The organism is Pseudomonas sp. M5 (assembly GCF_016907075.1).
Lineage (GTDB): Bacteria > Pseudomonadota > Gammaproteobacteria > Pseudomonadales > Pseudomonadaceae > Aquipseudomonas > Aquipseudomonas putida_E.
Genome location: NZ_JAFBBH010000001.1, coordinates 981,568 through 1,005,537 on the forward strand (window position 1 = coordinate 981,568; position 23,970 = coordinate 1,005,537).

At 61.7% G+C, this 23,970-nt stretch carries 21 protein-coding genes and 2 riboswitches; of the genes, 12 read left to right on the plus strand and 9 right to left on the minus strand.

What is annotated here, in order from left to right:
• Window positions 1–3 precede the first annotated feature (3 nt).
• The gene (cobW, locus tag JOE27_RS04615) at window positions 4–1,071 is read right to left on the minus strand and encodes a cobalamin biosynthesis protein CobW (RefSeq protein ID WP_046786111.1); all 1,068 of its coding nucleotides are present in this window, start codon (window positions 1,069–1,071) and stop codon (window positions 4–6) included.
• 98 nt (window positions 1,072–1,169) lie between these two features.
• Window positions 1,170–1,380: riboswitch (cobalamin riboswitch) on the minus strand.
• A gap of 871 nt (window positions 1,381–2,251) precedes the next feature.
• Window positions 2,252–2,477: riboswitch (cobalamin riboswitch) on the plus strand.
• A gap of 108 nt (window positions 2,478–2,585) precedes the next feature.
• Here cobW and JOE27_RS04620 point away from each other — a divergent pair.
• From JOE27_RS04620 to JOE27_RS04650, 7 genes are all read left to right on the plus strand, one after another.
• The gene (locus JOE27_RS04620; RefSeq protein ID WP_204918055.1) at window positions 2,586–2,771 is read left to right on the plus strand and encodes a CbtB-domain containing protein; all 186 of its coding nucleotides are present in this window, start codon (window positions 2,586–2,588) and stop codon (window positions 2,769–2,771) included.
• A gap of 9 nt (window positions 2,772–2,780) precedes the next feature.
• Window positions 2,781–3,491, plus strand: a complete 711-nt coding sequence (locus tag JOE27_RS04625; protein ID WP_204918057.1) for a CbtA family protein — start codon at window positions 2,781–2,783, stop codon at window positions 3,489–3,491.
• 17 nt (window positions 3,492–3,508) lie between these two features.
• Window positions 3,509–3,901 (plus strand): cobalamin biosynthesis protein, encoded by a 393-nt coding sequence (locus tag JOE27_RS04630; RefSeq protein WP_204920616.1) that lies wholly within the window; start codon window positions 3,509–3,511, stop codon window positions 3,899–3,901.
• Window positions 3,902–3,933: 32 nt separating this feature from the next.
• Window positions 3,934–4,686, plus strand: coding sequence for a precorrin-4 C(11)-methyltransferase (gene cobM / locus JOE27_RS04635; RefSeq protein WP_204918059.1), 753 nt, complete (start codon window positions 3,934–3,936; stop codon window positions 4,684–4,686).
• A gap of 66 nt (window positions 4,687–4,752) precedes the next feature.
• Window positions 4,753–4,995: a DUF1272 domain-containing protein gene (locus tag JOE27_RS04640; protein WP_046786105.1), complete on the plus strand. Its 243-nt coding sequence runs from the start codon at window positions 4,753–4,755 to the stop codon at window positions 4,993–4,995.
• Window positions 4,996–5,221: 226 nt separating this feature from the next.
• Window positions 5,222–5,836, plus strand: coding sequence for a response regulator transcription factor (locus JOE27_RS04645; protein WP_046786104.1), 615 nt, complete (start codon window positions 5,222–5,224; stop codon window positions 5,834–5,836).
• A 13-nt stretch (window positions 5,837–5,849) separates the two neighbouring features.
• Window positions 5,850–9,119 carry a transporter substrate-binding domain-containing protein gene (locus tag JOE27_RS04650; protein ID WP_204918061.1) on the plus strand — a complete coding sequence of 1,090 codons (3,270 nt, stop codon included), beginning with the start codon at window positions 5,850–5,852 and terminating at the stop codon, window positions 9,117–9,119.
• Here JOE27_RS04650 and JOE27_RS04655 read toward each other — a convergent pair.
• Window positions 9,100–10,419: a PAS domain-containing methyl-accepting chemotaxis protein gene (locus JOE27_RS04655; protein WP_046786102.1), complete on the minus strand. Its 1,320-nt coding sequence runs from the start codon at window positions 10,417–10,419 to the stop codon at window positions 9,100–9,102. The two genes, JOE27_RS04650 and JOE27_RS04655, sit on opposite strands and share 20 nt — an antisense overlap.
• Before the next feature lie 126 nt (window positions 10,420–10,545).
• A complete protein-coding gene (locus JOE27_RS04660) occupies window positions 10,546–11,565 on the minus strand; it encodes a LacI family DNA-binding transcriptional regulator (protein WP_046786101.1) in 1,020 nt (339 codons plus the stop codon).
• A gap of 208 nt (window positions 11,566–11,773) precedes the next feature.
• On the opposite strand from JOE27_RS04660, the gene JOE27_RS04665 reads away from it, so the two are divergent.
• The 3 genes from JOE27_RS04665 to JOE27_RS04675 all read left to right on the plus strand — a co-directional run bounded on the left by JOE27_RS04665 (window position 11,774) and on the right by JOE27_RS04675 (window position 14,167).
• Complete coding sequence (locus JOE27_RS04665; RefSeq protein WP_046786100.1) at window positions 11,774–12,313, plus strand: gluconokinase; 540 nt, start codon at window positions 11,774–11,776, stop codon at window positions 12,311–12,313.
• A gap of 114 nt (window positions 12,314–12,427) precedes the next feature.
• Complete coding sequence (locus JOE27_RS04670; RefSeq protein WP_046786099.1) at window positions 12,428–13,780, plus strand: GntP family permease; 1,353 nt, start codon at window positions 12,428–12,430, stop codon at window positions 13,778–13,780.
• A gap of 84 nt (window positions 13,781–13,864) precedes the next feature.
• Window positions 13,865–14,167 (plus strand): hypothetical protein, encoded by a 303-nt coding sequence (locus JOE27_RS04675; RefSeq protein ID WP_119687086.1) that lies wholly within the window; start codon window positions 13,865–13,867, stop codon window positions 14,165–14,167.
• A gap of 76 nt (window positions 14,168–14,243) precedes the next feature.
• Here the strand turns inward: JOE27_RS04675 and JOE27_RS04680 are convergent, their stop codons facing one another.
• The 4 genes from JOE27_RS04680 to JOE27_RS04695 all read right to left on the minus strand — a co-directional run bounded on the left by JOE27_RS04680 (window position 14,244) and on the right by JOE27_RS04695 (window position 19,581).
• Window positions 14,244–15,668, minus strand: coding sequence for a sigma-54 dependent transcriptional regulator (locus JOE27_RS04680; protein WP_115274691.1), 1,425 nt, complete (start codon window positions 15,666–15,668; stop codon window positions 14,244–14,246).
• Complete coding sequence (locus JOE27_RS04685) at window positions 15,637–17,133, minus strand: HAMP domain-containing sensor histidine kinase (protein ID WP_046786096.1); 1,497 nt, start codon at window positions 17,131–17,133, stop codon at window positions 15,637–15,639. The genes JOE27_RS04680 and JOE27_RS04685 overlap by 32 nt, the downstream gene beginning before the upstream one ends.
• Before the next feature lie 284 nt (window positions 17,134–17,417).
• The gene (locus JOE27_RS04690) at window positions 17,418–18,878 is read right to left on the minus strand and encodes an ATP-binding protein (RefSeq protein ID WP_196996381.1); all 1,461 of its coding nucleotides are present in this window, start codon (window positions 18,876–18,878) and stop codon (window positions 17,418–17,420) included.
• A gap of 109 nt (window positions 18,879–18,987) precedes the next feature.
• A complete protein-coding gene (locus JOE27_RS04695; protein ID WP_046786095.1) occupies window positions 18,988–19,581 on the minus strand; it encodes a lytic transglycosylase domain-containing protein in 594 nt (197 codons plus the stop codon).
• A 190-nt stretch (window positions 19,582–19,771) separates the two neighbouring features.
• Here JOE27_RS04695 and gspG point away from each other — a divergent pair, with 190 nt between their 5' ends.
• Window positions 19,772–20,197, plus strand: coding sequence for a type II secretion system major pseudopilin GspG (gene gspG / locus JOE27_RS04700; protein WP_039603405.1), 426 nt, complete (start codon window positions 19,772–19,774; stop codon window positions 20,195–20,197).
• Between the two features lie 11 nt (window positions 20,198–20,208).
• On the plus strand, window positions 20,209–21,399 hold the full coding sequence (locus JOE27_RS04705; RefSeq protein WP_046786094.1) for a type II secretion system F family protein: 1,191 nt from the start codon (window positions 20,209–20,211) through the stop codon (window positions 21,397–21,399).
• Between the two features lie 96 nt (window positions 21,400–21,495).
• Here the strand turns inward: JOE27_RS04705 and JOE27_RS04710 are convergent, their stop codons facing one another.
• Together JOE27_RS04710 and JOE27_RS04715 are read right to left on the minus strand one after the other, a co-directional pair.
• On the minus strand, window positions 21,496–22,410 hold the full coding sequence (locus JOE27_RS04710) for a tyrosine-type recombinase/integrase (RefSeq protein ID WP_204918064.1): 915 nt from the start codon (window positions 22,408–22,410) through the stop codon (window positions 21,496–21,498).
• A gap of 127 nt (window positions 22,411–22,537) precedes the next feature.
• Window positions 22,538–23,767, minus strand: coding sequence for an aminotransferase class I/II-fold pyridoxal phosphate-dependent enzyme (locus JOE27_RS04715; protein ID WP_204918066.1), 1,230 nt, complete (start codon window positions 23,765–23,767; stop codon window positions 22,538–22,540).
• Between the last annotated feature and the right edge of the window lie 203 nt (window positions 23,768–23,970).

A 23,970-nucleotide genomic window follows, 5' to 3' on the forward strand; every position in this document is an offset into this window, starting at 1 on the left:
GGGTCAGGCGCCCAGTGCCTGGCGCAGACGCGCTTGCAGGTGCGCGGCATCAAGGTCTTGGCCGATCAGCACCAGGCGGGTGATGCGCGGCTCATCGGCACGCCAGGCGCGGTCGAAGTGCTTGTCGAAACGGGTGCCTACACCCTGCACCAGCAGGCGCATCGGCTTACCGGGAATGGCCGCGAAGCCCTTGGCGCGGAGGATGCCGAACTCCACCACCAGTTGGGTCAGGGCATCGAGCAGCAGCGCTTCGTCGGCCTCTGGCAGGTCGATGGAGATGGAGTCGAAGGCATCGTGATCGTGATCATCGTGGCCTTCACCGTCGTGATGCGAATCATGGTGAGTGCGGCGCCCATCAATGTGCGCCTCGGACTCTGCCCCGACGCCCAGCAGCACGTTCAGCGGCAGGCGGCCGCTGCTGGCCTCGATCACCTTGACCGCAGGCGGCAATTCTTCGGCCACTTCGGCGCGCACTTTGGCCAGGCCTTCGGCGTCGATCAGGTCAGCTTTGTTCAGTACCACCAGATCGGCACTGGCCAGTTGATCGGCGAACAATTCGTGCAGCGGCGACTCATGGTCCAGGTTGGGGTCGAGCTTGCGTTGGGCGTCGACCTGGTCCGGGTAGGCGGCGAAGGTACCGGCGGCGACAGCTGGGCTGTCGACCACGGTGATAACCGCGTCGACGGTGCAGGCGTTGCGGATTTCCGGCCACTGGAAGGCCTGCACGAGCGGTTTTGGCAGCGCGAGGCCGCTGGTTTCGATGAGGATGTGGTCGAGGTCGCCACGGCGCGCCACCAGTTCACGCATGACCGGGAAGAATTCTTCCTGCACGGTGCAGCAGAGGCAGCCGTTGGCCAGTTCGTAGACGCGGCCGCTAGCCTCTTCTTCAGTGCAGCCGATGCTGCACTGCTTGAGGATTTCACCATCGATGCCGAGTTCGCCGAACTCGTTGACGATGACTGCGATGCGGCGGCCTTGGGCGTTGTCGAGCATGTGCCGGAGCAAGGTGGTCTTGCCCGAGCCGAGAAAGCCGGTGACGATGGTGACGGGGAGTTTGGCCAGTGTTTTCATGTCGCGTTGCCCTTGGCAGGATGGCGCGGGCATGCGGGACGAAAGCCGCGGCCAGGTCGGCCGGGCTCGTTCGCCACCGGATCACCCCGCCCGGTTGATAGTCGAAAACGTTGCGAGGCAGGTCTCCTGGCTTGCACCGTTGCGGCCCTTTCGATCACGGGGCTGGCGGGATGACGCCTTCCCGCGCTTGGGCGCAGTGGCTGTGTCGATCCGTTACCGGTGCTTACAGTTGCGGGGGCAGCCGCGGCTTGTACCGCGTTCCCGTCTTAGCTTCGGCCTGGCCGAAGAACCTCGAAGCGGCAAGGCTACGCGGGGGGTGGCAGGTGGTCAACTGTTGGCGTGCACCACCCACGCCCCTCTCCAATTAACCCTGCTCTTGCTCTTGCTCTTGCTGTTGCTGTTGCTCTTGCTGTTGCTCTTGCTGTTGCTCTTGCTTTTCTAGCGCGCAAGTACAGGCACCACAGATTGCGACTTCAGGAGGCCGAGCGCAGGTCTTGCGAAGGGAGGTGACGGGCATGGATGCCTGTCAAGCGCTGCGGCCCATGGATGGGCCGTCAGCGCGGTCCTCCCGGGAGCAAGGCCGGAGCGAGGGAACCCCGGAGCGTAGCGTAGGGGCCGGATGATAGGAGCCAGCCTTTTTTGGTTACTTTTTGGGGCGTTTGCCAAAAAGTGACCCGCCGTAAGGGCGGAAAGGTGAGTGAGCGCCGCCACCGCAAATGGATATGCCCGCATGAATCAAAGCCCTCGCATGAGCTTCTGGCTTCTGGCTTCTGGCTTCTGGCTTCTGGCTTTCAGCTAGCGTGAATATCTATTTGCCGTGGCGGCGCTCACTCACCTTTCCGCCCTTACGGCGGGTCCCTTTTTGTCTTGGCAAAAAGGAACCAAAAACCGCCTGCTCCCATCATCCGGCCCCTACGCTTCGCTCCGGGGTTCCCTCGCTCCGGCCTTGCTCCCGGGAGGACCGCGCTGACGGCCCATCCATGGGCCGCAGCGCTTGACGGGCATCCATGCCCGTCACCTCCCTCCGCAAGACCTGCGCTCGGCCTCCTGAAGTCGCAATCTGCGGTGTCTGAACTATCGCGCTCTGAAAAGCAAAAGCAAAACAACGGCAACGGCAACGGCAACCAAACAATGACCTGCGATAAGGCCTGCGATTGACGCAAACCCTGCCCCGTGCTCTCCTTGCACCTTGCGTTCAGGTGCCCCCTCTGGGGGTGAAACGGGAAACCGGTGCGTCGCAGGCCCTCGATCAGGGCCGGACAATACCGGTGCTGCCCCCGCAACGGTAAGCGAGCGAAGCGTCTAGACCACTGTGCCACATCGTACGGCATGGGAAGGTGACGCTTTACCAGGAGCCCTGCTCCTCCTCGCAAGCCCGGAGACCGGCCTGGCGTTCATGAACACCCCGCGGTGGGCGGGCGCTGTCGCATTTCCCTGGGCCATTCAAGCCCGGGGTTGCCGCGCTTGCCTGTTGCTCAATCGGCACAATGCCCTACAAAGCAGAGGAACGCGTCATGCCCGTCATCAGCGCCAAACACGGTATCGCCACCCCCGTCACCCTCAGCCAGCGCGTGGTCATCGCCGCCGCTGCCAGCCTGTTGGGCCTGTGCCTGATCTACTTTGCCGGCTTCTCACACATCGAAGCCGTGCACAACGCTGCCCACGACACCCGCCACAGCGCCGCGTTCCCTTGCCACTGAGACCGCCCCATGATCAAGCGCATTGCCCGCACCGCCGGGTTCAGCGGGCTGCTCGCAGCCTTGTTGTTGACCCTGCTGCAAAGCTTCTGGGTCGCACCGCTGATTCTTGAGGCGGAAACCTATGAATCGACAGCCCCCTCCACCGAGCACCACAGCCACGATATCCAGGCAACCGTTGGGCATGAACATGCTGCGGCGCACGAACACAGTGCCGATGCCTGGTCACCGGAGGACGGCTGGCAGCGCATCCTCGCCACCACCGGTGGCAACCTCGTCGTAGCCGTCGGCTTCGCCCTGATCCTTGCCGCGCTGTACAGCCTGCGTGAGCCCAACCGCGTCACCACCGGCGCATTATGGGGGTTGGCCGGGTTCGCCGTGTTCTGCCTGGCACCCACCTTGGGCCTGCCGCCAGAGCTGCCAGGCACCGCAGCCGCAGACCTCGGCCAGCGCCAGAACTGGTGGATTGGCACCGCCGCCGCCACCGCGCTGGGGCTTGCATTGCTGGTGTTCGCTCGTCATTGGCTGCTCAAGGCCCTCGGGGCAGTATTGCTGGTAGTGCCGCATTTGATCGGCGCTCCGCAACCCGAAGTCCATGAAAGCCTGGCCCCAGAAGCCCTGGAAACACAGTTCAAGATCGCTTCGTGGGCAACCAACGCTGCCTTCTGGCTGGCTCTGGGCCTACTCAGCGCCTGGCTGTACCGCCGTTCCAGCCAGGCTTGATGGCAAGCCACCACCCGCTGCCGGCGCTTTACGCCGGCTTTGGTTGCCGCCGGGGCTGCCCGGTTGAGGTCCTGGACGAGCTGCTGCACCAGGCACTTCATGGCCACGGGCTGACGCTGTCGGCGTTGCGCGGCATCGCCAGCATCACGTCGAAAGCCGACGAGCCTGGCCTGCAACAACTCGCCGAACGTCACAATTTGCCCCTGCTGGTGTTCGACGCCTCGCAACTACAGGCTTACGAGCCACAACTGAGCCATCGCTCTGCGGTGGCATTCGCCCACAGCGGTTGCTGGGGCGTCGCGGAGAGCGCAGCCCTGGCAATGGCCCATCATGAACGCGGCAACGCCTCGCTTGTGGTGACGCGGCAAACGCTCGGCGCCGCTACCCTGGCCCTTGCCTGCGGCGGATAATTGGCCCACCCATTCACCTGCAAGGATTTTCCATGACGGTCTACTTCATCGGCGCCGGCCCCGGCGACCCGGAATTGATCACGGTCAAAGGGCAACGCCTGATCCGTCAGTGCCCAGTGATCATCTACGCCGGCTCCCTGGTGCCCGCGGCAGTGCTCGACGGGCACCAGGCCGAGGCCGTGATAAACAGCGCGGAACTGCACCTGGAGCAAATCGTGGAGGCCATGCACGCGGCCCATGAAAAAGGCCAGGATGTCGCCCGTGTTCACAGTGGCGATCCCAGCTTGTACGGCGCAATCGGCGAGCAGATCCGCCATCTGCGCGAGCTGGGTATCGATTACCAGATCATTCCGGGTGTAACCGCTACCGCTGCCAGTGCCGCGTTGCTGGGCTGCGAGCTGACGCTGCCTGAGGTGGCGCAGACGGTCATTCTAACCCGCTACGGGGACAGCTCACCCATGCCAGCAGGCGAGCAACTGGGCGACCTGGCGCGTCATGGTTGCACCTTGGCGATCCACCTCGGCGTGAAACACCTGGCTCGAATCGTCGATGAGCTTGTCCCCCATTACGGCGCAGACTGCCCGGTGGCCGTTGTTCACCGCGCCACTTGGCCCGATCAGGACTGGGCACGGGGCACCCTCGAGGATATCGTCGAGAAGGCAGCCGCGAAGGGTTTTCGTCGCACCGCGCTGATTCTCGTCGGGCACGTACTGGGCGATGCTCCGTTCGCCGAGTCAGCCCTGTACCGCGCCGGGCATGCGCACCTTTATCGCCGGGGCAGTTGAACATTGCCAAGCTGATACAGACCGTAGCAGACTCCAGGCTCCATCCCGCGGACCGGAGTCGCGCCCATGCTGGAACTACGCCCCAATTGCGAATGCTGCAATAGCGATCTGCCGGGCGACAGCCCTGACGCGCTGATCTGCTCGTTCGAATGCACATTCTGCAAAAGCTGTGCTGAAACCCACTTCAATGGCCGCTGCCCCAACTGCTCAGGTCAATTGGTCGCACGCCCCACCCGGGTTGGTACGGCCTTGAGCAACAACCCACCTGCCACTGAGCGCGTGCTCAAGCCCCACGCCCGCTGTGCTTGAACAACTTGCAGCCACAAGCATCGGCGAAAAAATACCCTGGCGATGCTTGTACTCAGACGATTTTGTAGGATTTTTCAACAAAGTCGTCCCCCTAACTCAACAGATCTATACTCGCCATTACCAAGGAACCGGAATGGACGTATCGTGCTGCGCTGCAGAAAGACCTTGCAGACGTATTCCTGATTAGCCTTAGGAAACGGACCACATTCCGACAGGAGTTAGCCTCATGACAACCGTGCTGATCGTTGACGATCACTCTACCGTTCGATTCGCGCTGCGCATGCTGCTTGAGCGCGAGCGCTTCAAAGTTGTGGGGGAAGTCGAGAACGGTAGCGAAGTGGCGCAGGTAGCACGCAACCTGCGACCCGACGTCGTGATCCTGGATATCGGGCTTCCTGGCCTCGACGGCATGGAAGTCATCAAGCGCCTGCAGCAACTCGAACAGGTCCCCAGGATCATGGTATTGACCGGACAGGCCACCGAGTTGTACGTCCGCCGTTGCCTGGATGCCGGTATAGGCGCATTTGTAACCAAAGATGAAGATCTCGATGCCGTCGTCTTTGCCATGAAAGCCTTGGTCAAGGGGTACTCGACCTTCCCGCAGATGTCGGTGAACAGCAACACTCTGGACAGCGAGCACGGGCGCCTGGGCAGCCTGTCAAATCGGGAGATGGAAGTGCTTCGGCGTCTGGCCCGTGGTGAAAACAACAAGAACATAGGCCATTGCATGAACCTCAGCGCCAAGACCATCAGCACCTACCGTGGCCGCATCATGGACAAGCTCAAGACTGAATCATTGGTAGAAATGGTTGATCTGGCCAAACGCAATAACGTCAATTAGGCGCGTGATCGGCATGAAGTGCGTACTGGTTGCGCTGTTGCTGGCCATTGGCATGGCTGGCTCCGCGCTCGCCGCACCGGCAGATGTCGAAACGCGGCGCTTGTTGGCACGTGCTGTCAGCACCGCTTCACCACTGCAACTCGATGCCCAGGACCGCCAATGGTTGCAGCAGCGCAAAGTTCTGTTGCTGGGCAGCTCGCGTCCCGATTATCCCCCGTTCGAGATCAACATCAGCCCGAGCGACTATGAGGGCCTGAGCGCAGACTATGCCGGGCTAATATCCGAACTTCTGGAGATACCGATAGAGGTCAGGCGCTTTCCCAGCCGCCATGCGGCGATCGCAGCCTTACGCGACGGCAAAATCGATTTGCTGGGCAGCTCCAACAGTTTCGAAGCGGCCGATGCCCAGCTGAACCTGAGCCAGCCCTACGCAGACGATTTGCCAGTCATCGTCACCCGCGAAGGGCGCACCCTGAAAAACAACACAGACCTCACAGACGTGCGCCTGGGCATGGTCGATCACTACCTGCCGAGCGAAACGGTCCGCTCGCTCTACCCCAAAGCACAGTTGAGCCTTCATCGCTCAACGCTGGCAGGGCTGGCAGCGGTGGAAATGGGAGAGGTGGACGCCTATCTGGGCGACGCTATCAGCACCGATTTTCTTATTGGCAAAAGTTACCAGGGTACGGTGAAGATCGACCATTTCTGCCGTGGGCCAGCGGGCACCTTTTCCTTCGCCCTGGCCAATGACAACCCGCGCCTGCGCCGCCTGATCGACATGGCCCTGGCAAGGATCACAGAAAGCGAGCGTTTGAACATCCTGCGCCGTTGGACAAGTGGCAACACCAGCCTGTTGCTCGAACGCCATCTGTCAGCACTTACCGCGGAAGAACAGACGTGGATAGACCAGAATCCTACTGTCAGTGTACTGATCGACGCCGCACTTGCGCCGCTGACCTTCAACGATGCCCAGCAGCAGCCCAGCGGGATTACCATCGACCTGCTCAAGCAGATAACCCTGCGCACCGGGCTGACATTCAAGCTCATCGAGCGTAACGCCGTGCAGACCATGATCGAACAAGTGGCACGCGGCGAGGCGCAGATGATCGGGGCCCTGGGTTATGGTGCGAAGCGCCAGACGCAACTGCGCTACACCCGCCCCTACCTCGTCAGCCCGAGGGTTCTGGTCACACGCAGCCAGACGCCCTGGCCGCCAAAGTCCAGGGGGCTGGAGGGCAAACGTATCGCCCTGCTGCGGGGCTCACCCCTGCGAGCAGAAGTGCAACGCCAGCACCCCAAGGCGGTAGTGGTAGAAGTGAACAATCCGCTAGGCTTGATGGAAGCAGTCGCCAACGGCAATGCTGACGTCGCCTACAGCAGTCATATCAACGCGAAGTACTACATCACTCATGTTTTCAAGGACCAGCTACGCATAGCCGCAGTGCTCGGTGATGACCCGGCGACCGCGGCATTCGCCGTCGCGCCTGACCAGCCGCAGTTGCAGGCCATTCTCGACAAAGCCCTGTTGAGCATTCCTCCTGAAGAACTCGACCAACTGATCAATCGCTGGCGTATCAGCACCGTGGTCAGCGACAGCCCATGGCGCAACTACCGCACACTGGCATTGCAAGTGCTGGTGCTTTCTGCGCTGTTGCTGGCCGGCGTGGTGTTCTGGAACAGCTACCTGCGCAAACTGATAAACCAGCGTACCGAGGCGCAGCGCGCCTTGCAGGAACAATTGTCGCTGAGCCGCGGCCTGCTCGAACAGCTGCGCCAGGCCAAGGACGATGCTGAACGGGCCAGCCATACCAAAAGCACCTTTTTGGCGACCATGAGCCACGAGATCCGCACGCCCATGAATGCGGTGATCGGCCTGCTCGAACTGGCGCTGGAAGATAGCCGTAAGGGCCGTTGCGATACTCAGGTCCTGCAGACCGCGCATGATTCGGCCATTGGCCTGTTGGGGCTGATTGGCGACATCCTCGATATTTCCCGCATCGAATCCGGCCACATGAGCCTGCAGCCAGAAGCCACCGACCTGGTGGAACTGGTCCGCACCACCCTGCGGGTCTTCGACGGCAATGCACGAGTCAAGGGCCTGCGCCTGCACTGCGAACTACCAGAAGGGCCCGTCTGGGTGTTGGCAGACGCCCTGAGGATCAAGCAAATCCTCTCCAACCTGCTGAGCAATGCAATCAAGTTCACCGATCGGGGCGAGGTTCACGCAACCTTGGCACTTGAGCCGACAACCGCCGGCAACAGCGTGCAAGTGCAGCTGAGCGTGCGCGACACCGGTATTGGCATTGGTTTGACAGACCAGGCTCGTCTCTTCAGCGCTTTTGCCCAGGCTGATGGCCCGCGGGCGCGACAGGGCGCAGGGCTGGGTCTGGTGATAAGCCGCACCCTTGCCAAACTGATGGGCGGCACTCTTAACCTGCAGAGCGTCGAAGGTGTAGGCACCAAGGTATCGGTCGAGATGCAGCTGCCGACCTGCGAAGCCCCGCTGCCTGCCGAGCACGCTGTACCCAGCCAAGGTAGTGAAAGCGGGCCCCTGAACATCCTGGTGGTGGATGATTACCCGGCCAACCTGCTGTTGCTGGAGAAACAGCTCAATACTTTGGGCCATCGAGTGACGTTGGCCGAAAATGGCCAAATGGCGCTGGCCCTCTGGCAGGCTGAAGAGTTTGACCTGGTCATCACCGACTGCAGCATGCCAGTGATGGACGGCCACCAACTGGCCCGCAGCATTCGTCTGCAGGAGCATGAATTGGCCAGGTCAGCCTGTACGATCATCGGGATCACCGCCAACGCCCAGGCCCAAGAACATGAGCGTTGCCTGGCCAGTGGCATGGACGACTGCCTGTTCAAACCTGTCGGCCTCAGCGCCCTCAAAGCCCATTTGCCGCAGAACCAAGCCACTCCTATTGCGCCGCAGCCAAAGGCCAGCGGCTTCAACCTCGACGAGTTGCGCCACCTGACCCAGGACGATGAACAGCTTGTCCGCCGCCTGCTTGAACAGCTTTCGCAAAGCGCCAGCGAAGACCTTGCGGCGCTACGCGGCCTGGGCAGTACACCAGACGGCGATGCGGTGCGCGCCGTCGCCCACCGTATAAAGGGCGGCGCCAAGATGCTCAAGGTGCGCGGCGTGGTCACGGATTGCGAAGCCATCGAACAGGCCCAGGCGCGGGGCGTGCCCACCGACGCCCTGCGCCTGCAACTGGAAACCAGCCTGCAGACCCTGCAGCGCGAACTCTCCGACGCCCTCAGTGCAATTGCAACGTAGAATTGATCTGGCTGATCGCGTCAACCACGTGGCGTGACCCCTGCTGGATCTCCATGATCACAGTCCCTGCCTCGTTAGCCAGGGCAACACCTCGCCCCGTGCGTGTCAGGCTCGATTGCATGCTGGCCACTGCCGTGAGCGAAAGATCATGGTTCTGCCGTACCACATCGACGATCTCCAGGGTCGCCTTGCTGGTGCGTGCGGCCAGGCTGCGCACCTCGTCGGCGACCACAGCGAAACCGCGCCCATGTTCACCAGCACGTGCCGCTTCGATCGCGGCATTCAAGGCCAGCAAGTTGGTCTGATCGGCGATGCCGCGAATGGTCAGGACAATCTGCCCGATCACGTCCGATTGTTTGCTGACGGCATCGATGCTGCGCGCCGCGTCATTGAGCTCCTGGGAAATCTGCTCGATGACTTGCACGGTTTGCTGTACCACTTCGGTGCCCTTCCGTGCGCATGCATCAGTCTGTACCGAACTGGCATGGGCCGCTTCAGCGGCGCTTTGCTGCGTACTGACCTGCGCGGTGATGTCGCTGGCGAACTTGACCACCTTGTATAGCCGGCCCTTGCTGTCGAAGATCGGATTGTATGAGGCCTCGAGGTATACCGTCTGGCCTTGCTTGTTGACCCGTTCGAAACGATGGGAGTGATACTCGCCACGGTTCAGCGAAGCCCAGAAATCGCGGTATGCAGACGACTCCCGCTCATGGGCCAGACAAAACAAGCCGTGGTGGCGGCCCACTACCTCTTCCAGGCGATAGCCCATGGTAGTCAGGAAATTCTCGTTAGCCTTGATCACCCGCCCCTGCGGCGTGAACTCGACCACCGCCATGGAGCGACCGATGGCCTTGAGCAGGCTTTCGCTCTCGTGCTCATCCTTGATCCGCTGACTGATATCGGAAGCCACCTTGATCACACTGATGACCTGCTGACGCTCATCGAGCACCGGCATGTAGCTGGCCTCCAGCCAGACTTCACGGCCGGCCTTGTCGATACGCTCGAACGTGCCGCTGATTGGCTTGCCCTCGCCCAACTCGCGCCACAACTGCTGATATTCGGCACTTTTGCTGTAGTCGGGGTCGCAGAACAATCGGTGGTGCTTGCCCCGCAACTCATCGACGCCATAGCCCATTGCCAGGCAGAACTGCGCATTGGCATCGAGAATGGTGCCGTCAGGGCCAAACTCGATCATCGCCATTGAGCGGCTGATCGCCGCGAGTTTTGCCTGGGTTTCTGCCAGAGCCTGGCGAGCGCGCTGAATCTCGAGCAAATCTGACTTGCGATGGAAATCGAACATGGCGCCGGGGTCCTTTATGCGCAGGGTTTTCTGAGCATAGATCGGCGCCGACAGCGTGCAAGCAAACTGCTATCACTTAGTGATTAGTGTATTCGTGCGGCCCATCCCCGCCCCATGCGTGCGGGCTCAGGAACTTTCTCGCACCATCAGCTCAAACCCCAGATCCTGCTGCTCGGTAGCCACTCGCTTGCCATCGAGCAACGCCAGCAGCGCCTGTGCCGCGCCCCGACCAACGGCGGCACGCGGTGTGCGAATGGAGGTCAGACGGGGAACCATATGCGCCGAAGCCGGCAGGTCATTGAACCCGACCATGGCTACTCTCCCTGGAACTTCGATACCTTGGCGCAAGGCCTGCAGCACAGCACCCTGGGCAAGGTCGTCGTTGCAGAAAAAAATGCCATCCACATCCGGTGCCTGCGCCAACAATTGGCTGAACAGTTCACTGCCCAGTGCAATGGACGAGGGTTGCGGCGACAGGACCTCCAGTTCGGTAGCGTGCATGCCGGCTTCAGCCAGCGCCTGGCGGAACCCTTCGGCACGCTGCATCACCCGTGGGTCAAGTTGCGCGGCGATGAACGCCAGGCGCCGCCGGCCTCGCTCGAGCAGGTGCCTGGCAGCAGCCCGACCAGCCTGCTGCTGGGAAAACCCTACCGACAACATGCCAGGCGTGCCACCCAGCTCCATCATGTGGACGCAGGGCACGCCGCTGGCCACCAGCATCTGCCGAGAAGCCTCACTACGCTCGAAACCGGTGAGCAATATGCCGCACGGTTGGTACGCCAGGTAATTGCGGATCAGATTCTCTTCTTCGTCGATATCGTAGTGATAGTTACCGATCAGCACCTCGAGCCCGCGGGGGCGCATCACTTCGTGGATGGCCTCCAGAGTGTCGATGAACAGCTGGTTGGACAACGACGGAATCAGCACAACCACCGACTGGCTGCGTGCAGAAGCCAACGCCCGGGCAGCGGGGTTGGCGATATAGCCAAGGCTCGCTGCCGCGGCCACCACCTTTTCCACCAGTGCCGGAGCCACGGTGCTGACACCGCGCAAGGCGCGGGAAGCGGTAATCGGGGAAACCCCGGAGAGCCTGGCCACTTCTGCCAGGGTGGGTCGACCGGTAGTGCGGGAGCCTGAGCGGGACATGAGTGTTGTAATTTTACTACTTGCCAAGGGAGGGGAACGGCCACTAAGGTAGCGCTGTCTCAGGACGCAAGCAATGTAATCTTTGGTGGTGGCCACTACGCGCCTTCTGCCGAGCGTCCATACTGCGTAACGACAAGATCAACAACACCGGGGAGTTCGCGTTTCGTCAGCGACGAGACAGCGCTATCTCACCCCGCAGGAGGTACTGATGAATTCTCCCCTGTCCGCCATCGTGGTGATGGGCGTGGCCGGTTGCGGCAAAAGCTGCATCGGCGCTGCCATAGCCGCCAGAAGCGGCGGCCGCCTGATCGAAGGCGACGCGTTTCACCCTGCCGAAAACATCCGCAAGATGAGCGCGGGCACGCCGTTGAACGACGACGACCGAGCCGGTTGGCTAGTGCGCTTGGGCCAAGAGTTGCAAGCCACGGTGCAGGCGGGCGAACGCCCGATCCTCACCTGCTCCGCACTCAAGCGCCGTTACCGCGATACCTTGCGCCAGGCCATGCCGGAGCTGGCATTCGTGTTTCTCGAACTCACCCCTGCCGAAGCCGAGAAGCGCGTCCTCGCCCGCCCCGGCCATTTCATGCCGGCGAGCCTGATCGACAGTCAGTTCGCCGCCCTCGAGCCCCCGCATGGCGAGCCTCTGACCCTGCCCCTTGATGCCACGCAGCCGATAGACACGCTGGCCGAGACGGTAGACGCCTGGCTAAAGCCCTGCGGTGAGCGGAACCTGGCGCGGACCGCATGAACCTGGCGGTTTTTCCGGCTCACCAAAGACAGCGCTGTCCCGACGCCTGAAAGCGCCGATAGTTCAATTTCAAGCAACGCCAAAAAACAACGATAAGACCGAGGCCTTAAAACCATGTTCGGACTGGCTACAGATACCTTCCTGCTGCTCGACGCCCTGGTGACCATCATCGGGCTGATCCTGCTGATCACCCATTTCAAAGTCCACCCCTTCGTCGCCCTGACCATCGCCGCCGGTTTCCTCGGCCTGACTTCCGGTATGCCGGTGGCCAAGGTCATGAAGTCATTCCAGGATGGTTTCGGTGGGGTACTGGGCTTTGTCGGGATCGTCCTCGCCCTGGGGACCATGCTCGGCAAGCTGATGGCCGACTCCGGTGGCGCCGACCAGATCGCGCAAACCCTCATTCGCGCCTTCGGCAAGAAGAACGTGCATTGGGCCATGATGTTTGCCGCGTTCCTGGTCGGCATCCCGCTGTTCTTCGAAATCGGCTTCGTACTGCTGATTCCGCTGGTGTTCATCGTCGCCAGGCGCTCGGGTGTATCGCTGATCAAGATCGGTATCCCCCTGCTGGCGGGCCTTTCGGTGGTGCACGGCCTGGTGCCTCCGCATCCGGGCCCACTGCTGGCGATCGGCATTTTCAACGCCGACATCGGCAAGACCATCTTCTATGGCCTGCTGGTGGCACTGCCCACTGCAATCATCGCCGGCCCGCTGTACGGTAACTTCATTTCCCGCTATATCCCGGGTAATCCGTCACAGGAACTGATGGACCAGATCGCCAAGGAGTCCGATCAGGGTAACCTGCCGAGCTTTACCGTCACCCTGGTCACCGTGCTGCTGCCGGTTGTGCTGATGTTGCTCAAGACGTTCGCTGACGTCGTGCTACCGGCCGAGCACATCGTTCGCCAGTGGATGGACCTGATCGGCCACCCGATTACCGCCCTGCTCGCCGCCCTGCTGCTGGCCTTCTACACCTTCGGCTCGGCGCGCGGCTTCAACCGCCAGCAGATCATGAAGATGCTCGACCAGAGCCTGGCGCCGACGGCTGCCATCGTGCTGATCGTCGGTGCAGGCGGCGGTTTCAAGCAGATGCTGGTCGATACCGGGGTCGGCAATGTGATCGGCCAGATGGCGGTACAGGCAGAAATTTCACCGATCATGCTGGCCTGGCTGGTGGCTGCGGTCATCCGCATCGCCACGGGGTCGGCGACGGTTGCCACCATTACCGGCGCAGGCATCGTTGCCCCGGTGATCGACCTGGTGCCCGGCGTCAACCGTGAGCTGCTGGTGCTGGCCACCGGCGCCGGTTCGCTCATTCTGTCCCATGTCAACGACGCCGGCTTCTGGCTGGTCAAACAGTACTTCAACATGACCGTGGCCGAGACCTTCAAGACCTGGAGCATGATGGAGACCATCCTGTCGGTGGTCGGCATCATCTTCATCATGATGCTGTCAACGGTGGTGTGACCGCTTATCGGGGTAATGGCACCTTGGCGTTTTGAGTAGGGCCCAACGCAAGTACGTGCCCTACCTTCGCAAAGGAGCCTGCCCATGATACGCACAAGCCTGTTACTCGCTGCCTTGCTCGCCTCCCCCCTGGCCCTGGCGGTCGGCACCGGGCCGACCCATCCGGATGATCCGCACAACCCGGCGCCCCAGCCGGGCGTGGACAGCACCCTCAACCCGATCGAGGAGCCCATGCCACGGGATACCGACCCGCGAATACAGGGCAGCGACCCTGAAAGCCCGCCAGCCAGGCAGAATGACAATCGTGATTTGCCTGGGATGGAAGGCAGTGGGTCGGAGGGCGCGGGTGGCCAAGGTGGTAACGGATCGGACGGCGGTCAGCGCTGAGCGGTACCGCCCTCTTCCCGGGCTTGCCCCGTGAAGAGGGCGCAATTGGCAACGCAGGAACGCCGCTTCGACCCCCTCACCACTGGCGCTTTTCAGGCCGTGTCAGCCCCAGCTTTTCTATCTTGTAACGTAGCATATCGCGCGATAGCCCCAGCATCCGCGCCGACTTGGTCACGTTCCAATCAGTACGGTCCAGCGTCCTGCACACCAAATCCCGTTCCATGTCCGGCAAACTGGTCCCAGGCTCAGGCTCATGCCGCGGCATTTCGTACACCGTGGCCATCGGCTGCGTGAGGGGTTCATCGACCAGGGTCAGGCACAGATTCAACTGGTGCGCCTGCACCACTTCATTAGGTGCCAGCAACACCGTCTGTTCCAGCATGTTGCGCAACTCGCGCACGTTGCCAGGCCAGCTGTAATTGAGCATCAAGTTCTGTGCCTCGGTACTGAAGCGCAAGTTCGGTTTACCGTACCGACGCCCGTGATGGGCCAGGAAGTGCCGCGCCAACAGCAGGATGTCCTGGCCGCGGGCGTGCAAGCGCGGTACCTTCAGCGCGATGATGCGCAGCCGGAAGAACAGGTCCCGGCGAAACTTGCCCTGCTGCACCATCTGTTCGAGATTGCAGTTGGTGGCGCTGATCACCCGCAGGTCAACCTTGCGCTCCTTGACCGCACCTATGCGGCGGATACTGCGATCCTCCAGCAGTTTCAGCAGCTTGGCCTGTAGCACCAGGTCCATTTCGCCGATCTCATCGAGGAACAGGGTGCCGCCGTCCGCGGCCTCCACCAGCCCCACGCGACGTTCCTTGGCGTCGGTGAATGCCCCCTTCTCATGGCCAAACAACTCAGCCTCCAGCAGGTTGGCCGGGATCGAGGCGCAGTTGAACTCGATGAACGGGCCTTTGCTGCGCGAACCATCGAAATGCAGGGCACGCGCAACCAGTTCCTTGCCGGTACCCGTCTCGCCTTCGACCAGCACCGGCGGCAGGTCGTCATTGGCCATGCGGCGTTCAGCATCGAGCACCTGGCGCAGCGTGTGCTTGAGAGTGAGCATCACCGGCGAGTCGCCAATCAGCGCCTGCAGCCCGGACTTCTGCGCCTCGCGCTCCTGGTAGAACGACAGCGTGCGCTCCATCCGCTCGGTGGCCAAAGCCTTTTCCAGTGTCAGTTTGAGCTCGGCCAGCACCACGGGCTTGGTCAGGTAATGGAAAGCCCCCTCTTTCATCGCTTGTACGGCATCCTCTACGTTACCGTAGCCGGTCATCATGATTACCTTGAGCTCCGGCATCTGCGCCACCAGCGTGCGCAGCAGGTCATGCCCATTCATGCCGGGCAGCGAGTTGTCGGTGAGTACCGCGTCGGGCTGGAACCGCTTGATCTGCTCAAGCGCAAGCTCCGCACTGTTACACACCGTCACCTCAAAGCCCTTCAGGTTCAAATAGGTGCGAATGTTGTTGGCAAGGATTTCATCATCCTCGACTACCAGGATGCTGTGCTCCATGTTCCCCTCCCGCTGCGATATTGAAAGTGAGGCTGACGCGGGTTCCTTCCTCTTCACGGCTGCTCAGGCTGACCGAGCCGCCAAAACGTTCCATGATGCGCTGAACCAGCGCCAGGCCTACACCGAGGCCGCCCTGCTTGGTGGTGAAAAACGGTTTGAAGACCATGCGTTGCTGCTGCCTGGTCATGCCCTTGCCTGTGTCACTTAGCAGCAATGCAGCGCGCTGACCTTCCTGTATGCAGACCATGGCACGCAACTCGCCACCCATTGGCATGGCTTCGATGGCATTGGAAAACAGGCTGTTGAGGATCTGCGTCAACTGCAGAGGCTGGCTGGCTACCCACTGCGTCTGGGGCCCGTCGAAGGAAAAGCGGATGCCGTTACGCTCGATCTGCTGGGCAAACGCCAGGCGGGTATCCTTGATGGCGGCTACCAGGTCCACAGCCTCGGGCATATCGCTGGTCGGGCGCAGTGACACCAGCAGTTCGCGCACCCAGCGTGACATGCGGTCCACCTGGCTAATGATGTCGACAATGTTCTGCTGGGCCTGCGGATTGGCGATTTCCTGTGCCAGCTCTGCGCTGGAGCGGATATTGGCCAATGGGTTTCGCAGGCTGTGGGCCACCGCCGAGGACATCTCACCAAGGGCAACATAGGTTTCACTCGCCACCAGCCGATCCTGTTGCTGGTGCAGCATCGACGCTGCGCGACGCACGATCCAGAACAGGCCGAAGTAGATCAGCGCCCCGCCTACCAGGGTCGAGGCCCAGATCAGCACATAACCGCGCTGAATGCGTCGAATGAGGTCCTGTGGCTCTTTGTAAATCTCGACCATAGACAGCACCTGCTCACCTTGGCTGTCGAACAGGGGAATGTAGTTTTCGATGAACAGGTAATTGGGCTCACGCTCGAACTTCTGTTCCTCGCGGTGCTCTTCGACCTTGTGGTAGCTGGCGGACACCGCCTTGCGCGAGCGGAAGGCGTGATCCAGGTCGCCGTCGGCCTCGATGCGCTTGCCAACCAGATCGGGGTTGGTGGACCAGACGATGGTGCGGTCACGGGCATAGACATTGGCCAGCAGCGTGTCCGGAAGATGCTCGACATGATCGAGGAACTCGACCCGAGTCGCCATGGCCAGCTGCGGGCTCACCTGCAGATGCTGCTGGTCCAGGCGCGGATCGAGCAGCTCACCCATGGTGGTGCCAGGTGGCAATTGCGAATGGCGCACTTCGGCCTGGGCCATGGCCTGGATGAATTGGGCGGTGAGCATGGCGTCTCGCTCCACGCTATCGCGGACCACGAAGCGGGTCGATACATAGCCCAGACCACCTGCCACCGACGTGATGATCAGCAAGCTGATCACGGAAAACCAGCGCAGCAAATTGAATTCGCGAAGGGGCGTAGCCAGACCACTGCCGGGCTGGGCGAGGAGCTTGTCGGGAACATCGGTTTCCAGCGTCTGCATCGCGAGGTTCCCGCGCAAGGATTCCGTTCAGAAGGCTGTCACGCATTGCCGTGCGTAGCTAACTGATAGCACTTAGCCACGCCGGCCGCAGCCGCCACTTATCGCCTATGTCTTCCTGCAAAAAGTCAGCCACGGCTGTCTTTCTAAACTAATTTAAATCTAATCAATCGGTTAGCAACAGAATCTAATCCTTAATCTAGAATAGATCCCCCAGTTTTGGGGAGTTTGTACCCAATAATAAAATGTTCTTTTAGAACAATATCTTAGCGTCTACTTCTAGATTTTTACGAAGCTCGCGCAAGCCGAAAGTTGAGCGAAACCTGAGTGCCAAGGCCTTCGCGGCTACTCAACCGAACCGACCCACCGAAACGCTCCATGATCCGTCTGACCAATACCAACCCCACCCCCAGCCCACCTTGTTTGGTTGTGAAGAAGGGCTTGAACGCCATGCGCTGCTGCTGTTCATTCATGCCTTTTCCGGTGTCGGTCAGGCGCAGGGTGACGCTGCGCCTGTCCTGCTTCACCACCTCGACACGCAGCCGCCCACCCTGCTCCATCGACTCCAGAGCGTTGGCGATCAGGCTGTTGAAAATCTGCCCGAGCAATTCCGGCTGTCCCATCACCTGCAGTGCCGGAAGCGGCTTCAGGTCCAGGGTCACGCCACTGCGTGCCAGCGCTATGGCAAAGGTCTGCAAGCTGTCCTGCAGGACTTGGGGAAGGTCGACCGGTATCGTCTTGTCATCCAGTGGCCGCAGCGACTGCAGCAACTGGCGGATCCACTGCGACATGCGGTCGACCTGGCTGATGATCTCGTTGATATTGCGCTGCGCCGGCCCTTCGTCGTACACCTGAGCCAGTTCGGCGCTGGAGCGGATACTGGCCAACGGATTGCGCAGGCTGTGCGCCACGGCCGAGGACACCTCGCCAAGGGCCACGTAGGTTTCATTGCTGATCAGCCGCTTCTGTTGCACCGCCATCACCCGGGCGGCGCGGCGCATGATGCCGTACAGGCCGATGTAGACCACCCCGGCACCCACCGTGGTGGCCAGCCAGATGAGGACCAGGCCATGTTCGATGCGCACGATCAGGTCATGGGGTTCCTTGTATATCTCCACCATCGCTACGACGTGTTCGCCATCTGCGTCGAACAGCGGAATGTAGTTCTCGATGAACAACTGCTCAGGTGGCGTCACGAACTTCTGCTCGGAGCGGGCCTCTTCGAAGCCGTGGTAACTGGCCGAGACCCGCATTTTGTGCTCGAACGCCCGATCCAGGTCGTCATCGCCCTGAATCAGCTTGCCCGTCAGCGCCGGATTGCTCGACCAGATCACTGTGCGGTCCGGGGCATAGATGTTGGCCAGCAGCATGTCTGGCAAGTGCGCGATGTGGTCAAGGAATTCGCCGCGGGCCTTGCGCCGCGCCACAGGGTCAACGCCTGGCAAAGGATCAAGGTCCGTACGCGGGTCCAGCAGTTCGCCCATGGTGCGCACATTGGGGATCGCCACATGTCGTACTTCAGCGTCGGCGATCGAGGTGATGAACTGCGCGGTAAGCAGCGCGTCACGCTCGACGCTTTCGTCGATGATGAAACGGCTGGATATCAACCCCAGACCGGCGGCCACCGACAGGATGATGGCCAGGCTGACCCAGGCGTACCAACGCAGGAGGTTGAACGGCTTGCGCGACATGCCAGCGTCAGGGCTGGCGGGTGACTCGAGTGGGTCGGAACGGGAGGCGATGTCCATGGCGGCTACCACTGCTGAGCACCTTTGAAAGGTTATAGCCCAGAGTTGGGGAACCCATGGCATTGATTTTCGCAAGGCCGATGCAAGGCTGCCTGCCATCAGGTGCCCATCACAACGGCGAGTCCGCTGCCAGCCCCTGTAACTTGCGGTATTCGCGCAGCACATTGGGCACATACCGTCGGGTTTCGGCGAAGGGCGGCACCGCGCCACGTCGGCGCACAGCATCCGGGCCGGCATTGTAGGCGGCCACGGCCAGGGTGATGTCGTTGTCGAACAGGTTCAGCATGCGTTTGAGGTAGCGGGCCCCGCCCTGCACGTTGTCCTCCGGATCAAGCACATCCTCAACACCCATCTCCTTCGCCGTACCCGGCATCAGTTGCATCAGCCCAAGCGCCCCGGCGGCCGAGCGGGCCTTTGGGTTGTACCCCGATTCTGCCTTGATCAGCGCATGCAGCAATGCCTGCGGCACGTTGTGCATGCGCGCCGCTGCTGCCACCAGGTCGGCGTAGGGCCGCCCGGTGATCAATTGCGCATTGGCCGGGCCAGCCTGCGCAACCGGTTCGCGAATGACCCGTTCATAGTTGCGCCCGGGCCGGTGGACGTTGGTCAGCACGTAACCGCCCTTGTCATCGATGGCAATGTACACATCAGCCTGGGCGGTAGCCCCAGCCAGCCAGATCAGTCCCAGGATAATTCCACGCATGTCGGTCGCCTCCCCGCCGTGCCCCCCGATATGGGGGAAATACCCCGGAAAACCCGGGCTTTTCTGCTACGACGCAAGCACTGTGCCGCTTGCCATGGCGCATGGCGCAAGGCCCCGAGGCAGACGTGCACGGCTGTTGCATGGCAGATGAAAACCTGAAAGGCATGTCCCCATGCAGGAGGGCTTCACCATGCAGCGCAAACCCAATCGCCAATGTGGCTTCACCCTGCTCGAACTTCTGGTGGTCCTGGTGGTGCTCGGCTTGTTGGCCGGTATCGTCGCCCCCAAGTACTTCAGCCAGCTGGGCCGTTCCGAGGCCAAGGTGGCACGGGCGCAGATCGAAGGGCTGGGCAAGGCCTTGGACCTTTATCGCCTGGAAGTCGGCCACTACCCCAACAGTGAGCAGGGCTTGCAGGCACTGGTTGCCGCCCCCAGTGGCGAAGCCCGCTGGTCAGGCCCTTACCTGCAGAAAGCAATTCCACAGGACCCGTGGGGCCGTGCCTACATCTACCGCCAGCCAGGTGAAAACGGCGGCGAGTACGACTTGCTGTCCATGGGCAAGGACGGCCAGCCCGGTGGCGATGGTGAAAACGCCGAAATTACCAGTTGGCAATGAGGAGCAAGGCCATGCGCTACAGCCTCAAGGCCCTGGGTAGAGAGGGCGTGGTTCAATTGCACATCGATGCCGAGGATGCCGAACAGGCTCGGCGCAAAGTGGAAGACCAGGGCCTGCGTGTCGTCAGCGTACGCAGCCAAGGCGGCACTCTGGTCGGTGTGCCCTGGCGACGCCAGGTCGCCTTTGACCTGTTGCTCTTCAGTCAGGAACTGACCACGCTGCTGCACGCCGGCCTACCCTTGATCGATGCGCTGGAAAGCCTTGCGGAAAAAGCCCCGACCGCGGCAACCCGTAAAGTGCTGGCGGCGCTGGTTGGCCAGTTGTACGAAGGCCGCTCGCTGTCCCAGGCCCTGGCCCAGCAGCCGCGGATATTCCCGCCGCTATACGTGGCCCTGGTGCAGTCCAGCGAGCGTACCGGGGCGCTTGGCGACGCCCTGCACCGCTATATCGGATACCGGCAGCGCTTGGATCTGGTCCGGCAAAAACTGGTGGGGGCTTCGGTCTACCCGCTGCTACTGCTACTGGTGGGCGGTGGCGTCGTGCTGTTCCTGCTCGGCTACGTGGTGCCACGCTTCAGCCTGGTGTTCGAGGGCATGGGCAGCGAACTGCCCTGGCTTTCGCGCATGCTGATGCAGATCGGCCTGTTCCTGCATGCTCAACAGTTGCCCCTGGCCCTGGCAACGGCAGGCGGCATCGGCGCCTTGGTGCTGCTGCGGCGTAACCCCGTTCTGCGGCGTTGGGTGTCGCGCCAGATACGGCGAATGCCAGCCTTGCATCAGCGCCTGATGATGTATGAGCTGGCGCGTTTCTACCGCTCGCTGGGCATTCTGCTGCAAGGCGGCATACCCATCCTGACGGCCATGGGCATGGCCCGCGGGCTGCTGGGAAGCGCTGCGGCACAAGGCCTGGAGCAGGCCAGTCGCGGGGTGGGTGAAGGCCTACCGTTGTCGCAAGCGCTGGAAGCCGGGCAGTTGGTGACACCCGTGTCGCTGCGCTTGCTGCGGGCGGGTGAGCAATCGGGGAACCTGGGCGAGATGCTTGAACGCTGCGCAGACTTTCATGACCAGGAAATAGGGCGCTGGGTAGAGTGGTTCGTGAAGCTGTTTGAACCGCTGCTGATGACCTTCATCGGGTTGCTGATCGGAGTGATCGTCATTCTGATGTACATGCCGATCTTCGAGCTGGCGTCGAGTATCCACTAGCCGTCACCGACCGCGTTGACGGCCGGCTTGCCGACGATCAACGGCGAGGCTGGTGCCATCTGATACGGTGCTGGCCTGATGGGTGAGCCCGCTCGCTCAATAGTCGAACCGGTCCACCGCCCGCCGCCGCTCATTGTCATCGCGCCGATCGTAGCTGGCAGTGGTCTGGATGTTGGCGTGATGCGCCAGCTTCTGCGCGATCGACAGGTCGTGCTCTTCGATCACCCGGGTGATGAACGCCCGGCGAAAATCATGCGGCATGATCTTCACCCCCACCTGCGCCCCGCGCTGACGGGCGATGTAGTAGATCGCATGCTTGGTGATGCGCGCACGGGTAATGTGGTTGCCACGGCGGATGCGGTTGAACAGGAAGGGGTCGTCCGAGGCGCCCTCTGGCAGCGACTGCCGTCGCAGATCAAGCCAGGCCTGCAGTTTTTCGAAGGCCCAGGGCGGGGCATACTTGATCAGTTGCCGGTTGCCTTTGCCCAGCACCTGCAGGCTGCGCGCCTGGAAGTCGACTTGCTCCAGGTCGATGTCCACCGACTCCGATTTGCGCATGCCGGTGCCATACAGCAGCGCGATGATCGCCGCATCACGAACACCCTGCGGGCGCGGGTCGGCGGTGCAGACATCCATCAATTCGCGAATCAGGCTACGGCGCAGGTTGCGCCCAGGCGGCAGGCGGCTGCCGGTTGCCGGCTTGACCTCACGAATACGCAGCAACTGCTCATGATCGATCAGGCCCTGGCGCCAGGCTTCATTCACCACGCCGCGTATTGCGTTGACATAAAGCGACGAACTGTTGGGCGCATAGCCATCGGTGCGCAGTGCTGCAACCAGGCCGATCACATGTCCCGGCTCAAGCTTGTGCCATGGCACATCGGCGAGGTTGCAATCAATGAAACCCAGCCGGTCGGCAGCGTCTTGCAAGATGTAGCGCATGGTTTGCTGGCTGGAAGGCGCCAGCCTGGCGAGGTACTGCAGCAGCGGATTTTGCGAAAGGTCGGACAAAACGTGAATCCTGTAGCGAAGCCCGGAGCGCCATCGGGCCCTCCAGGCGTAAAGCGGCCTGCGTCATTGCCTTGAAGATCAGGGATCTTGGCCACTGACATGAGCTGAAATGGGGGCACATAGGCTATCACTGGTAGGCCTCGTGTCCAACTCGGCAATCCTCGGCTTCACCTTCGATATCCCTGGCGGCCTGCTCGGCCAGTACACGCCTGGCGCAGGCAGCGATGCGGCAGCACACTTCTTCCAACTGTTCGGCCGCAAGCACCAGCCCCATGCGCACATGTCCCGTTGCGCTGGGCCCGAATGCATCGCCCGGCAGCAGTGAAACGCCCTCCTCAATCAACAGCCGCTGGGCGAAAGCCTGGGCGCTCAGCCCGGTTTCGCGGATATCAAGCATCACGAACATGCCGCCCGCCGGCCGGTGAGGGCGCACCCCGGGGCAATCGCGCAGGGCCCTGCACACCAGATCACGCCGCTGACGATAGGCCTCGCGCATCTGTTGTACCGCAAGCAGGTTCTGCTCCAGCGCTACGCAGGCCCCCTGCATGACAAACTCCGGCAAGCCAAACAGCATGGCCATTGCCAGATTGGCCAAGTGCGCGATCAGCGCCGGGGGGCCGACCACCCACCCCACGCGCCAGCCGCTCATCGCATGCGACTTGGACACACTGTCGATGATCACGCAACGCTCGCGCATGCCGGGCATTTGCGCCGGGGCAACCGCTTGGCCGTCGTACAGCAGGCCACTGTAGACCTGGTCGCACACCAGCCAAAGATCATGGTCGCGACAAAGCTGCGCGAGTTGCACCATGTCCTCAGGGGAGATGGCGCTGCCGGTCGGATTGTGCGGTGTGTTCAGCAGCAGCCCTCGGGTACGCGGGGTTATTGCTTGCGCCACGGCTTGCGGGTCGAGCCGAAAGCCCTGCTCCGGGCTTACCGCCACCTGTACCGGTTGCGCCCCGCAAGCGCCGAATACAGCGTGGTAAGTGACATACATGGGCTCGGCGACGATCACTTCGTCCCCCGCTCCAAACAGGCATTGGCAGACCGCATACAACGCACACTGTGCGCCAGCGAGCACCATCACCTGCTCGACACTGACCTCAGGGCCACCACGGCGTGCAATCGCCTGGCGCAGCGCAAGGTTGCCACGCACATCACTGTAGTGGGTGTCGCCGCGGCGAAGGCTGAAGACCGCAGCTTCGACAACGGCCGTTGGCGTATCGAAGTCAGGATCGCCCACCGACAGCAGGAAGATTTCGCGCCCTTCGCGACGCAGGGCCTGTGCCTGGTAGTGGATATCCCAGGCAGCAGCGCCATCACCGGCAATGCGTTGGGTGAGCGTGGAATAGCGCATGACTGTCTCCCTGTCTGCCCAACTCGCACCGCTGGTCTGAAAACGCTGTGCGCCGAATGAGGTTAAAAATAGCAGAACCCTTCTGCAGCTCTGGCAACACCCGCCAACGAAAACGTTTGCTTGGCCATTTGCCGCCAAACGGCGAAGGAGCCATGTTTGTGACCGGGGTCAAGCGTAGGTGCATTTATCGTTTTTTCGGCAGA

Bases quoted from the DNA above. Each gene is read 5' to 3' on its own strand.
- cobW (WP_046786111.1), bottom strand. From the start codon at position 1,071: ATGAAAACACTGGCCAAACTCCCCGTCACCATCGTCACCGGCTTTCTC.
- JOE27_RS04620 (WP_204918055.1), top strand. From the start codon at position 2,586: ATGCCCGTCATCAGCGCCAAACACGGTATCGCCACCCCCGTCACCCTC.
- JOE27_RS04625 (WP_204918057.1), top strand. From the start codon at position 2,781: ATGATCAAGCGCATTGCCCGCACCGCCGGGTTCAGCGGGCTGCTCGCA.
- cobM (WP_204918059.1), top strand. From the start codon at position 3,934: ATGACGGTCTACTTCATCGGCGCCGGCCCCGGCGACCCGGAATTGATC.
- JOE27_RS04640 (WP_046786105.1), top strand. From the start codon at position 4,753: ATGCTGGAACTACGCCCCAATTGCGAATGCTGCAATAGCGATCTGCCG.
- JOE27_RS04645 (WP_046786104.1), top strand. From the start codon at position 5,222: ATGACAACCGTGCTGATCGTTGACGATCACTCTACCGTTCGATTCGCG.
- JOE27_RS04650 (WP_204918061.1), top strand. From the start codon at position 5,850: ATGAAGTGCGTACTGGTTGCGCTGTTGCTGGCCATTGGCATGGCTGGC.
- JOE27_RS04655 (WP_046786102.1), bottom strand. From the start codon at position 10,419: ATGTTCGATTTCCATCGCAAGTCAGATTTGCTCGAGATTCAGCGCGCT.
- JOE27_RS04660 (WP_046786101.1), bottom strand. From the start codon at position 11,565: ATGTCCCGCTCAGGCTCCCGCACTACCGGTCGACCCACCCTGGCAGAA.
- JOE27_RS04665 (WP_046786100.1), top strand. From the start codon at position 11,774: ATGAATTCTCCCCTGTCCGCCATCGTGGTGATGGGCGTGGCCGGTTGC.
- JOE27_RS04670 (WP_046786099.1), top strand. From the start codon at position 12,428: ATGTTCGGACTGGCTACAGATACCTTCCTGCTGCTCGACGCCCTGGTG.
- JOE27_RS04675 (WP_119687086.1), top strand. From the start codon at position 13,865: ATGATACGCACAAGCCTGTTACTCGCTGCCTTGCTCGCCTCCCCCCTG.
- JOE27_RS04680 (WP_115274691.1), bottom strand. From the start codon at position 15,668: ATGGAGCACAGCATCCTGGTAGTCGAGGATGATGAAATCCTTGCCAAC.
- JOE27_RS04685 (WP_046786096.1), bottom strand. From the start codon at position 17,133: ATGCAGACGCTGGAAACCGATGTTCCCGACAAGCTCCTCGCCCAGCCC.
- JOE27_RS04690 (WP_196996381.1), bottom strand. From the start codon at position 18,878: ATGGACATCGCCTCCCGTTCCGACCCACTCGAGTCACCCGCCAGCCCT.
- JOE27_RS04695 (WP_046786095.1), bottom strand. From the start codon at position 19,581: ATGCGTGGAATTATCCTGGGACTGATCTGGCTGGCTGGGGCTACCGCC.
- gspG (WP_039603405.1), top strand. From the start codon at position 19,772: ATGCAGCGCAAACCCAATCGCCAATGTGGCTTCACCCTGCTCGAACTT.
- JOE27_RS04705 (WP_046786094.1), top strand. From the start codon at position 20,209: ATGCGCTACAGCCTCAAGGCCCTGGGTAGAGAGGGCGTGGTTCAATTG.
- JOE27_RS04715 (WP_204918066.1), bottom strand. From the start codon at position 23,767: ATGCGCTATTCCACGCTCACCCAACGCATTGCCGGTGATGGCGCTGCT.